General features: G+C 74.8%; 4 protein-coding genes. All 4 read right to left on the reverse strand.

Annotated elements, in window-relative coordinates; all coding sequences use genetic code 11:
- The 4 genes from AB0C28_RS09605 to AB0C28_RS09620 are packed head-to-tail and all read right to left on the reverse strand — an operon-like array spanning position 1 to position 12,317.
- Positions 1 to 195 (reverse strand): MbtH family NRPS accessory protein, encoded by a 195-nt coding sequence (locus tag AB0C28_RS09605; protein ID WP_346111874.1) that lies wholly within the window; start codon positions 193 to 195, stop codon positions 1 to 3.
- Between the two features lies 1 nt (position 196).
- On the reverse strand, positions 197 to 5,752 hold the full coding sequence (locus AB0C28_RS09610) for an SDR family NAD(P)-dependent oxidoreductase (RefSeq protein WP_358073572.1): 5,556 nt from the start codon (positions 5,750 to 5,752) through the stop codon (positions 197 to 199).
- Complete coding sequence (locus tag AB0C28_RS09615) at positions 5,749 to 10,857, reverse strand: amino acid adenylation domain-containing protein (protein ID WP_358073573.1); 5,109 nt, start codon at positions 10,855 to 10,857, stop codon at positions 5,749 to 5,751. The genes AB0C28_RS09610 and AB0C28_RS09615 overlap by 4 nt, the downstream gene beginning before the upstream one ends.
- A gap of 14 nt (positions 10,858 to 10,871) precedes the next feature.
- The gene (locus tag AB0C28_RS09620) at positions 10,872 to 12,317 is read right to left on the reverse strand and encodes a thioesterase domain-containing protein (protein ID WP_358073574.1); all 1,446 of its coding nucleotides are present in this window, start codon (positions 12,315 to 12,317) and stop codon (positions 10,872 to 10,874) included.
- Positions 12,318 to 12,679: the final 362 nt, after the last annotated feature.

The raw sequence follows: 12,679 nt of genomic DNA on the forward strand, positions 1-12,679 counted from the left end.
CTACTGCCGGGACATGGCCTCGCGCAGGCTGCGCGGGCGCATATCGGTCCAGACCTGCTCGATGTGGTCGAGGCAGCTCTGCTTGGCCCCTTCGAATCCGGCCTCCCGCCAGCCCGCGGGCACGGGCCGGTCGGCGAACCAGATGGAGTACTGCTCCTCGTCGTTGACCACGACCTTGTACTGACCGTCCCGCATGTCAGCGCCTTTCCTCCCGGGGCAGCCGGGTGATCGTCGTTGCCTGTGCCTGTGCCTGTGATTGGGCTTGCGACTGTGACTGGGCGTCCTGGCCGCGCAGCTCCTCCACCAGCGCGGCCATCCCGGCCACGGTGGGCACCTGGAAGAGGCTGCGCATGGGCAGCCGGACGCCGACCTTCTTCCTGATCAGCGCGATCAGCTGGACCGCCACCAGCGAGTTGCCGCCCAGCTCGAAGAAGTCCTGCTCGACGCTGACCCGGCGGGCGCCGAGCACCTCGCCCCACAGACCGGCGAGCACGCCCTCCAGCTCGGTGCGCGGGGCGACGTGATCCTCGTCGTCCGTCTCGCCCTGCCCGGCGGCCGAGGCGGCGGCCAGGTCGCCGGCCACCGTGTCCTGGGTCAGCTCGCGCACCCCGGCCACGAACTCGGGCAGCGCGGTGGCGTTCACCACGACCTGGACGCCCAGGTCGGCGGCGAGCAGGCGGCGGAACGCCTCGGCGCCGTCCGCCGGCGCGATGCCGCGTCTGGCCCCGTCGAGGTCCAGGGCGACGCCCGCGGTCGCGGACTCCTCCTTCACCGCCACCTCCTCGGCGCTCTGCCTGGCCTCCTCGCCGACGGTGCGGGTCATCGCGTCCCGGTCGACGCGCCGCAGCACGAAGTCGGTGATGCTCACCACCGGCTCGCCGGCGTCGTCATACAGGACGAGGTCGGCGGCCAGCACCTCGCCGCCGCCGGTGTCACGCAGACGGGCGTGGCTCCACAGCGTGGCGGGCAGCGGGCCGCGCACGGTGACGCGGCCGTAGCCGAGCGGCAGGAAGCTGTGCTCGCCCGAGACGGCGATGAACGCGGTCGCCTCGTCCAGCAGCGCCGGATGCAGCGGCAGCGCGCCCAGCTCGGCGGCCACCAGTGGCCCCGCCTCCAGCTGGGCCAGCTGCTCGTCCTGGCCGAGCCGCACGTCGCGCAGGCTGCTCCACCGCGGCCCGAACGTGACCAGCCCGGACGCCGAGGCGAACAGATCGGCCCGGCCGCCGCCGTGCACGCAGCGGGCCCGCGCCCCGGCCAGCCCGCCGGCGGGCTCGCCCGCGCCCGTCTCCGCGAGCACCCAGGCCGCCGAGCCACGGGCGTGCTGGGCCGGCTCACCGCCGGTGACGCTGACCACCTCGAAGTCCACGCCGTCGCCCGCCGGGGTGAGCAGCACCCGCAGCTCGGCACTCGCCCCCTCGGCGACCGTCAGCGGCGCGACGAAGGCGACGTCACGCAGCTCGATCACGTGCTCGGGGCCAGGGCGCGGCACCGCCGCCTCGAACGCGGCCCGGGCCGTCTCCAGGTAGCCGGTGCCGGGCAGCACCGGCACCCCGGCCACCCGGTGCTCGTCCAGGACCCAGTGCGTCGCGGGCGACAGCGTCGCGGCGTACCAGGGGCGGCGGCCGGCGCTCTCGTGCCGGTGGCTGAGCACGGGGTGCTCCAGCCGGGTCACCCGGTCGCCGCGCTGCAGGGCGCGGAACGCCACCGGGGCGGCGACCTCGGCGGCCATGCCGACCTCCAGCCACGCCCCCCAGTTCACCGACAGGACCCGGCCCGGCCAGACGTGCGCGTACGCGTCCATGAAGGCGTTGGCCCCGCAGTAGTCGACCTGGCCGAACCCGCCAGCGACGGCGGTCACCGAGGAGCAGAGCAGCACGAAGTCGAGCGGCAGGTCGCCGAACACCTCGCGCAGCGCCAGCGTGCCGGCGATCTTGGGGGCCATGACGTCGTCGGCCGCGCGGCGCTCCTTGACCTCGGCCATGCCGCCGCCGGGGACCCCAGCCGCGTGCAGGACGCCGTCCACCCGGCCGAACCGGGTCAGCGCCTCCTCCCTGACCCGGCGCAGCGACCCGGGATCGGTCACGTCGGCGGACAGCACGATCACCTCGGCGCCCGCCCGCTCCATCCGGCGCACGGCCGCCACGGCCCGCCGCACCCGCTCCGGCGCCCCGTCGAGCGTGTCCCATTCGTCCCTCGGGGGCAGGCCTGTACGCCCGAGCAGGACCAGCCTGGCCTGGACGCGCTGGGCCAGGTCCTCGGCCAGGGTGAGCCCGATGCCACCGAGCCCGCCGGTGATCACGTACACGCCGTGCCGACGCAGCGGGTCGTCCTGCGGCGGCAGCGGCACCGGCTCGAAGCCGCGCACCCAGCGGCGGCCGGCGCGCAGCGCGACGGGCGACGGCGGCACGCCCTCGTCCGGCTCGTCCGGTTCCGCGGCCAGCTCGGCCAGCACCCGGTCCAGGTAGGGGCCCGGCCGGTACGGGCCCGGCTCCAGGTCGAGATGGCGGGCCGTCAGCCAGCGCGCCTCCAGCGGGACCACGCCGGTGAACCCGGCGACCGTGGCGTGCTCGGGCCTGTGCACGTCCTGGCCGGTCACGCCCTGCGTGCCCGCGGTCACGACGTCGAGCCGCACCCCGGCCTCCCGCTCGGCCCCGGCCAGCGCCTGCACCAGGGCCAGCAGGCTGTGGAAGCCGAGCTCCTGGGCCGCGACGGCCTCACCGGGCGTGCTCGCCGGGTCGCCGTCCAGCGCCCAGGCGTGAATGACGCGCTCCGGCACACCGGTCGCGGCCAGCAGCGCCTCGTAGTCGTCGCGGGCGGCCGGGCGGACGGTGATCGTGCCGTCGGGGGCGGTGCCGTACGCGCTGCCCGGGACCACCCGGACAGTGTCGGCCCCCGCCGTGCGCAGCCCGTCCAGCAGGGGCTCGGCGGCGGGCCCGGCGAACACCAGGCAGCGCACGCCGGCCAGCGCGCCCCGCCCGGCCGGGGTGACGGGCGCCTGCCGCCAGGCCGGCACCGAGAACCACTCCTCCAGCGGCAGCGCGCCCGCGCGCGGCGGCCGGGTGAAGACCAGCTCGGGATCGAAGTCGGTGTGCACCCAGTGCTCGGCCCGCTCGTACGGGTAGGCGGGCAGCGGCACCCGGCGGCCCGGCTCGGCCAGCACGTCGGTGTCCAGCGGCACGCCCGCCGTCCACAGGGCACCGGCCGTCGCGTACAGGACCTCCAGGTCGGTCTTGCCGTCGGCGGGTCCTGGCAGGCTGGTCAGCGGGCGCGGCGCGGTCCTGGGCAGCTGGGTCCTGGCCAGGCCGGCGAGCTGGCGGCCCGGGCCGCACTCCACCAGCCGCCACTCGCCCTCGGCGGCCAGCGTCGCCACGCAGTCGCCGAACCTGACCGCCTCACGCAGGTGGCGCGTCCAGTAGGCGGGGTCCACGGCCTGCTCGGCGGTGATCCAGCCGCCGGTGACGTTCGACAGGAACGGCAGGCTCGGCGCGTTCCTGGCCGCCGCCGCGACGGCCGCGTGGAAGTCGCCCAGGATCGGGTCCATCATCGCCGAGTGGAAGGCGTGCGAGGTGCGCAGCGCGGTGGTCTGGATCCCGCTCTCGCCCAGCCGGGCCGCGTAGGCGGCGATCAGCTCGCCCGGGCCGGCGACCACGCAGGTGCCGGGGCCGTTCACGGTGGCGATCGACAGCCCCTCCGGCAGGTCCGCGCGCACCTCCTCGTGATCGCGGCGCAGGGCCAGCATCGCGCCGGGCGGCATGCTCTGCATGAGCCGGCCTCTGGCGGCCACCAGGCGCAGCGCGTCGGGCAGGGAGAAGACGCCGGCAACGGTCGCGGCCACGTACTCGCCGATGCTGTGCCCGATCATCGCGGCCGGCTCCACGCCCCACGAGCGCCACAGGCGGGCCAGCGCCCACTCCACCGTGAACAGGGCCGGCTGGGTGATTGCCGTCTGCCGCAGCCGCTCGTCGGCCGCCTCGCGCTCGTCGTCGCGGCCGTCATCGGGGGGAAAGAGCAGGGTGCGCAGGTCCAGGCCCAGCTCCTCGTGCAGGATCGCGGCGCACTCGTCGACCGCGGCGGCGAAGACCGGCTCCGTGCGGTAGAGCTGCGCGCCCATGCCCGCGTACTGCGCGCCCTGGCCGGAGAACAGCCAGGCCACCTTGGGCGTGCCCGCCTTGCCCTTGACCAGCCGGCGCGGGGTGGTCAGCGCCGCGACCGCGTCGGCCGCGTCGGTGGCCACCACGGCGGCCCGGTGCGCGTACGTCCGCCGTCCCGCCCGCAGCGTGTGGGCCACGTCCGCGAGATCGGCCTCCCCGCCCTCCAGGTGCCCGGCCAGCCGGGACACGGCGGCGTCCAGCGCCGACGACGTACGGGCCGACAGCAGCAGCAGGTGCGCGTCACGCGGCTGGGCGGTCGGCAGCGGCGCGGGCGGCGCCTGCTCGACCAGCACGTGCGCGTTCGTGCCGCCGATGCCGAAGGAGCTGACGCCCGCGCGGCGCGGGAAGCCGTTCGTCTCCCACTTGGTCAGCGACGAGACGACTTTGAAGGGGTTCGTGCCGAAGTCGATGCGCGGGTTCGGCGACTCGTAGTTGAGGCTCGGCGGGATCATGCCGTGCTCCACCGCGAGCACCGTCTTGATGAACCCCGCGATGCCGGCGGCCGGGCCCAGGTGGCCGATGTTGGTCTTGACCGAGCCGAGGCCGCACCAGCCCGCCTCGTCCGTGCCGGCGCCCAGCACGCTGGACAGCGCCGCCACCTCGATCGGGTCGCCCAGCGAGGTGCCGGTGCCGTGCGCCTCGACGTACGTGACCGTACGCGGGTCGATCTGGGCGACGCCCAGCGCCTGCGAGACCGCCGCCGCCTGGCCCTCGGCGCTCGGCGCGGAGAAGCCCATCTTGGTGGCGCCGTCGTTGTTGATCGCGTTGCCGATCACCACCGCGCGGATGTGGTCGCCGTCGGCGACGGCGTCCGACAGCCGCTTCAGCACGGCCATGCCGCCGCCCCCGCCCCAGATCGTGCCGGCCGCCGAGGCGTCGAACGCGCGGCAGTGCCCGTCGGGCGAGTAGATGCCGTCCTGGTGGTACTGGTACCCCCACTCGGCGGGCAGCTCCAGCGAGGCGCCGCCGGTCAGCGCCATGTCGCACTCGCCGGTGCGCAGCGCCTCGCACGCCACGTGCAGGGCGACGAGCGAGGAGGAGCAGGCGGTGTGCAGGGTCAGGCTGGGGCCGCGCAGGTCCAGCTTGTACGACACCATCGTGGCCAGGTAGTCGGGGTGGTTGCCGGTGTAGACGGCGAGGTTCCCCACCGACGCGAACACCTTCTTGTTCGGCCGGATATACAGCCATTGGTACTCATCCGAGCCGATCGCCCCGTAGACCCCGATCTCCCCGGCGTAGCGCGCGGGATCGTACCCGGCGTCGTCCAGCGCGGTGCTGGCCAGCTCCAGGAACATCCGCTGCTGCGGGTCACGCAGCTCCGCCTCACGCGGCGACATGCCGAAGAAGGCCGCGTCGAGAGCGCCGTAGCCCTCCGCGATCGAGCACGCGGGCACGAACGTCGGATCGTCCAGCAGGTAGTCGGGAACGCCGAGCGCCTCCTGCTCCTCCCGCGTGTAGAAGCGCACCGACTCCACGCCCCCGACCAGGTTGCGCCAGAAGGCCGGCACGTCCTCGGCGCCGGGCAGACGGCAGGCCAGGCCGACGACCGCGATCGGCTCGACCCCGGACCCCTCTTCCTCGTGGTTCAGCGCAGCGGTCATTCCTTACTCTCCCGTCTGGCCCGGTGAGGCCGAGTTGAGGGTCGTGCCCGGCGCGCCGCGACCCGCCGGGCGGCGCGCTCCGATCCGGCGGTGCGCCGCTCGCCGTCGAGGTGCGCCGCGAGCGTGCGTACGGTGGGGAAGCGGAACAGGTCCACGATCGGCACCTCACGCCCGAGCGCGGCGGCGAGGCGGGCCTGGACCTGAGCGGTGGCGAGCGAATGCCCGCCGATCTCGAAGAAGTTCGCGTCGGCGGAGACCCGCGGCAGGCCGAGCACCTCCCGCCACACGCCCGCGACCAGGCGCTCGGTCGCGGTGGACGGCTCCTGCCCCGGCCCGGCCGCGGCCCGCTGGGGTGGTGGTGGCAGCGCGGCCCGGTCCACCTTGCCGTTCGGCGTCAGCGGCAGCGCCGGGAGGAGCACCAGTTCGGCGGGGACGGCGTAGTCGGGCAGGCGGGCCGCGAGATGGCGGCGCAGCTCACCCGCCTGGACGGCCGCGCTCTCCGGAACCGCGTACGCGTGCAGCACCCGGCCCCCTGGCTGCTCGGCCGCTCGGACGGCGGCGGCCACGACACCGGGGTGCGCGGCCAGGGCCGCCTCGACCTCGCCGAGCTCGACCCGGTGACCCCGGATCTTCACCTGCCCGTCCGCCCGGCCAGCCGGCACCACGCGGCCGTCCGGGTCGTGACGGCCCAGGTCGCCGGTCCGGTAGCGGCGCGTCTCGCTCGCCTTGCCGCCCGGCCCGTTGTCCGTCGCGCCGCCCGGCCCGTTGTTCGTCTCACCGTTCGTCGCGCCGCTCGGGTCGTCGTCCGGGTCGCGGGTGAAGCGCTGGCGGGTGAGCTCGTCGTCCAGGTACGCCTCCGCCAGCCGCCGGCTCCTGATCACCACCTCGCCCAGTTCCCCCACCGCCGCGGGGGAGCCGTTCGCGTCGAGCACCAGCAGCTCCGCCCCATCCACGCCGTGGCCGAGCGGGACCGGGTCGCCGGTGCCCGGCACCGGGCCGGTGATCTCGCAGACGGCCTGCGCCTGCGGGGTCTCGGTGGTGCCGTACGTGTTGACCAGCCGGGCCTTCGGCGCCACCACCGCGAACCTGGCCGCCTCGGCGTAGGTCAGCCGGTCCCCGCCGAACAACACCAGCCGCAGATCAGGCAGCTCCACCCCGGCGGCGGCGATCAGCGTGGCCAGCTGCGGGGTCAGGTGCGCCACCGTGACGGCCCGCTCACGCAGCCACGCCGCCAGCCGCGCCGGGTCCCGCACCCGCTCCTGGTCCGGCACGTGCAGCGTCGCACCCAGGGTCAGCGGGGTGAAGACGTCCCTGAGCAGCGGGTCGTGCGCCAACCCTGCCAGCAGCGCGAACCGGTCGTCCGCGGTCAGCCCGAACTCGGCGGCGTACCAGGTGAGGAAGCGGGCCAGCGGCCGCTCGGCGGCCCGCACCGGCTTCGGCTCACCGGTGGTGCCGGAGGTGAACGACAGATACCCACGCCGCCCGAACACCACCGGGAACGGCGCGTCCCCGTCGGGACCGGCCGGGGCCGGCTGTGCGGCCGGTCCGGTTTGCGCGGCCGGCTGGGTGTGTGCGGCCGGTTCGGGGAGCGGGGTCGGCTGGGGGAGCCAGGCCAGCTCGGCGGGAACCGGCACGCCGGGGCAGGCGATCAGCGCGCGGGCGCCGGCCGAGCGGGCCTGGGCGGCCAGGCGGGCGGGCGGTAAGGCTGAGTCGAGCACGGCCCAGCGGGCCCCGGCGCCCAGGACGCCGAGCATCAGGGCAGGCAGTTCGCACGTGCGGGCGGCCAGGATCGCCACCGCGTCGCCCGGATGCACCGCCGCGGACACAGCGGCACCGGTCGCCTCCGCGAGCCGCACCAGCTCGGCATAGCTCAGCGCGCCGTCCTCCCCGGCCACCGCCACCCGCTCACTGCCGACCACCGCCACGCGCTCACCGTCGGCCACGGCCACCCGCTCGTCGCCGGGCCGTATGGGAACGGCCTGGGCGAGGACGCGTTCGACCACGCCGGGTCCGTCCCAGGCGGGCAGTGGGGCGGTGCCGTCGGGCAGGTTCGATCGGCGCGGACCGCGCGAACGCAAGGACGCCTTCATGACCGGCCGTTCAGGAGCGGTGACCAGGTCGCCGAGGATCTGGAGGTAGCCGGCCAGCAGTTCCTCGATCCGCTCCGCCCGGAAGAGCCGCGGGTTGTAGACGGCCTGCAGCACGTACCGGCCGTCCCGTTCCCCGACGTACAGGGTCAGGTCGAACAGCGCGCCCGGCAGCCCCGGCGGCAGCGGGACGGCCGTGATGCCGGGCAGGTCCAGGCGCGGCTCGGCGAAGTCGTACATGTTGAACAGCACCTGCACCAGCGGGTTCCTGGACAGGTCGCGGCCGGGGCCGAGCCGGTCGACCAGCCGTTCCAGGTGCACGTCCAGATGCGCGAGCGCGCCGGACAACGTCTCCTGGCAGCGCGTCACGTGCGCCGCGAAGCTCCCGGCGTCGTCGACGCGCAGCCGTACCGGCAGCACCTGCACCAGGCAGCCGGTCAGCGGGTGGAAGGACGGGTCGCGGCGGTCGGCGACCGGCGCCCCGACGATCAGGTCGTGCTGCCCGGTCAGCCGCCGCAGCACCTGCCCGAAGGCCGTCAGCATCACCGCGTACGGCGTCCCGCCCAGGCGGGCGGCCAGCGCGCGGACCCCGTCACTGACGGAGGCGTCGGCCTCGGCGGAGGCGCCGGCCCCCTCGAACGTCTGTACGGCCGGGCGCGGATGGTCGCGGGGCAGGTCGAGCACGCTGGGCGCGCCCTCCAGGTGGTCCCGCCACCACTCCAGGCTCGCCTCCTTGTCCCGCCCGTCGAGGAAGGCCACGTACCCGCCGAACGACGTGCGCAGCGGCGGCAGCGCCGCCCGGCGGTAGGCGCGCCCGAGGTCGTCGTAGAGCACCCGCTGCGACCAGCCGTCGAAGACGAGGTGGTGCGCCGTGATGGCGAGCACGTGCTCCCCGTCGGCGATCCGCAGCAGCCGGGCCCGCCACAGCGGCCCCGCCGCCAGGTCGAAGGGCAGCCGGGCCTCGGCCTCCAGTCGCTCGCCCACCTGCTCCTCGCGCACGTCCTCCACCGGCAGCGGCACCGGGCCGGGCGGCGACACGGCGACGGACGGCACCCCGTCCGACTGCGGGACACGCCAGCGCAGCACCTCGTGCCGCTCGGCCACCACCGCTAGCGCGGCGCGCAGGGCTTCGACGTCCAGCGGCCCCGACAGGCGCTGCGCCATCGCGATGTTGTGCGCGGGCGTGCCGGGCGCGAGCCGTTCCACGAACCACATCCGCCGCTGCACCGCCGACAGCGCTGTCGGGGCCGCACCCGCCGGCGGCTCGTCCCGCACCGGCGGGGCGAGCGCGGCCAGGCGGGCGATGCCGGCCACGGTACGGCCAGCGAGCACGTCGCCGACCCCGATCTCCCTGCCCAGCCCGGTGCGCAGCAGCGCGCTCAGGCGCATGGCGACCAGGGAGTGGCCGCCGCAGGCCAGGAAGTCGTCCTCCGGTCCCGGCTCCCCGGTGCCGAACGCCTCGGCCCAGGCCGCCGCGACGCCGCGTTCGGTCTCGTTCGCGGCCCATTGCCGTGAGCGCACCTCCTGCGGCGGCGCGGCGCGGCGGGCGCGCAGGGCGGACACGTCGACCTTGCCGGCCGCCGTCAGCGGCAGCACGGGCAGCCGGACCACCCGGGTCGGCACCATGTACGCGGGCATGCTCTCCAGGCAGTGGGCCCGCACGCCGTCGATGCCCGGCGCATCCTGCGGCGTCAGGTAGGCGGTCAGCTCCTTCAGCCCGGCCGGGCCGTCCGCCACGTCCGCCACCGCCTGCCGCACCCCGGGCAGCGCACGCAGCACCGCCTCCACCTCGCCGATCTCGACCCGCTGGCCCTGTACCTTGACCTGCCGGTCCAGCCGCCCGATGAAGCCGATGCGGCCGTCGTCCTCCAGCACGACCTGGTCCCCGGTGCGGTACATGCGCGCACCCGGCTCGCCGTACGGGTCCGGCACGAACCGCTCCGCCGACAGCCCAGGCCGGTCCAGGTAGCCGCGCGCGAGCTGCGGGCCGCCGATGCACAGCTCTCCCGGCGTGCCGGGCGGGCACGGGCGGAGCAGGTCGTCCAGGATGTACGCCCGGCAGCCGGGCAGCGCGAACCCGATCGGCAGCGGCCGGTCCCAGACGCCCTCAAGTTCGGTGCCGACGACGCACACCGTGGTCTCGGTGGGGCCGTACCAGTTGTGAAAGCGCCGCCCGCCCGTCGCCCACCGGGCCACCTGCTCGGGCCCGGCCGGCTCGCCCGCCGTGAGCAGATCGCGCAGCCACGGCAGCCGCTCCGGCTCCAGCAGGGGGAGCAGGGCGGGCGGGATCGTGCCCCAGGTGACCTGGTGCTGTTCCAGGAAGCGCTGGAGCAGCACGGGATCGACCCTGGCCTCGTCGGGGATGAACATCACGGACCCGCCACGGGCCAGCGGGGCGAACACGTCCAGCACCGACACGTCGAACCCGAGCGCGGCGAACCCGATGGACCGGCACCCGGCGTCGAGCCCGAACACCTCGCCCGCCATCGTCACGAACGCCACCGCCGAGGCGTGACTCACCACGACCCCCTTGGGCCGCCCGGTCGAACCGGAGGTGTAGAGCACATAGGCCGCCGCACCGGGCGGCGGACCCGGCTCGGGCGCTGCGATGTCCATGGGTGGTTCGGTGGCCGGGCGGGGCGGGGTTTCCAGCCGGATGGGGAGTCCCGTGAGGAGGTCGGTGCCCGTCTCGTCCGCAATGACCGTGGTGATGCCGGCGTCCTCGATGATCCCGGCGAGCCGCCGGCGCGGGTGCGAGGGGTCCAGCGGCACGTACGCGCCCCCGGACATGAGCACGCCGAGCACGCACACCAGCAGGTCGGGCGTACGGCGATGGCAGATGCCGATCCTGACCTCGGGCCCGGCCCCGAGAGCGCGCAGCCGGTGGGCCAGCTCCGCCGCCGCCGTGACCAGCTCGCGGTAGGTCAGATCGCGATCCCCCTGCCGCACGGCGGTCGCGTCGGGCGTGCGGCCGGCCTGCGCCAGGACGAGGTCATGAAGAAGCGCCCTCTTGATCACCCTGTGTCCCCCCGTTACCCTGCCTGCTCCGCTGCCGGCATGTCGAATCTCAGCCGCACCCTGTCGTGCGATACGGCGACCGCTCCCAGCGCCTCTCCCCGTGAGGTGTGCAGCGGCAGGTGCACGACCTGCCACCGGGCCAGCCGGTCCAGCCCCGGATCGCACCCCGGATCAGACTGGGCCCGCCAGGGCCCGGGATCGGCCAGGTCGGGGAAGCCGACGCGGGTGGGATCGGCTCCGCGGCCGTCGGCGGCCATCAGCGCCCGCTTCGCCGTGACGGCGCGCAGCGCCAGCCACCCCCGGTCCTCCTCGGCGGCGTCCTCGATCTGCTCGCGCTCGTCCTTGCTCAGCTCATCCCCGCTCACCTTGTCCCCGCTCACCTTGTCCGCGCTCACCTGGTACGGGCTCATCTGGCCTGCGGTCATCTGGCTTGCGTTCGCCTGGCTTGCGTTCGCCTGATTTGGGCTCGTTTGGCCCGCGCTCACTTGGTAGGGGTTCGCCTGGCCCGCGCACGCCTGGTCCGGAACGTTGTCCGGGCCGCCGCCGTCAAGCGTGCGCAGCAGCGACACCCCGATCCCGGCCCCGTCCACGGCGCCCACCAAGGTCAGGCCGTCGGCGTGGCTCAGACCGGTCGCGGCCCGGCCGGCGTAACGGCGCAGGACCTCGGCATGCCCGGCGGCCTGCCCCAGCCAGAGGTGGATCTCGTCCGGCTCGGGCAGAGCGTGCACGTTCGACGCGGGTCCGGCGGGCTCGGTCGTCAGATCGGCGGCGATGAGTGAGGCCAGTTCGGCCGGGCGGTCCTTGACGAACAGGTGGCCGCCGCGCAGGGTGCGCAGGCGGAAGCCGGCGGTGGTGTGGCGGGCCCAGCCGAGCATGTCGGTCGCGCCGACCTCTCCGTCGTCCAGCCCGGTGAAGGCCACGACGGGGCAGTCGATCGCGGGCTCGGGGACGAACGAGTAGTTCTTGATCCAGGTGAAGTCCGAGCGCAGCACGGGCATCATCAGCTCCCGCAGCTCCGGCAGGTGCTTGAGCTCCGGCAGCGCGCCCGACCTGCGGATGAGCTGGTCGATGAAGGCGTCGTCAGGCAGGTCCACGGCGGCGGCCAGCGGCACCCGGCGATCCGGCGGATGCGCCCCGCCGACGTAGAGCCGCGACGGGCCGCGCAGGCCGCGCCGGCGCAGCTCCCTGACCACCTCGAAGGCCAGCCGGGCGCCCATGCTGTGGCCGTACAGGGCGTACGGCTCGTGCGTGGCGGGCGCCACCTCGTCGGCGACCTCGGCGATCGTGAAAGCGGGCGGCTCGGCGATGCGGTTCTCCCGGCCGGGAAGCTGAACGGGGACCACGGTGAGTCCGGGAAGTCCGGGGACCGCGGAGAGCGCGCGCAGGAGCCCGGTGTAGGCGCCGGCTCCTCCTCCCGCGTACGGCAGACAGAACAGGGTGCGTACGGTGCCGGGATCCATGGGGTGCGGATCCTGCGCCGCCGCGGCTAGCTGGCCGCTAATCGCCCAGCACCTCCCCTGAGGGGAGCGACCGTCCGCGACACGCGCGGGCCGGATGAGGAGGTCGAAGGGATGATTCGTCGCTGAATACAGAGGTCGTCAACCGCCATGTTACGGCGCTCCTGGACAATGCCTCGAAACAACATCGAAATAGGGAGATTGCCTACAGTCCTGACATAGCGTGTGATCTCACGCCGTTGCACGACATTAACTCTTATATCGATGTTGCCGGAAGGAGTCAACGGCGCGATAAGCGGTTCTGGGTGCCTGACGGAGGTCAAGGAAATTGAACCCTGACGACCTCTTGCAGCGCCGGACACCCG

Source organism: Nonomuraea sp. NPDC048892, assembly GCF_040649735.1.
In the GTDB taxonomy this organism is placed as follows: Bacteria; Actinomycetota; Actinomycetes; order Streptosporangiales; family Streptosporangiaceae; genus Nonomuraea; species Nonomuraea maheshkhaliensis.

What these genes read in the sequence shown, in the direction of transcription:
- AB0C28_RS09605 (WP_346111874.1), bottom strand. Translation starts at nt 195, where the DNA reads ATGCGGGACGGTCAGTACAAGGTCGTGGTCAACGACGAGGAGCAGTAC.
- AB0C28_RS09610 (WP_358073572.1), bottom strand. Translation starts at nt 5,752, where the DNA reads ATGACCGCTGCGCTGAACCACGAGGAAGAGGGGTCCGGGGTCGAGCCG.
- AB0C28_RS09620 (WP_358073574.1), bottom strand. Translation starts at nt 12,317, where the DNA reads ATGGATCCCGGCACCGTACGCACCCTGTTCTGTCTGCCGTACGCGGGA.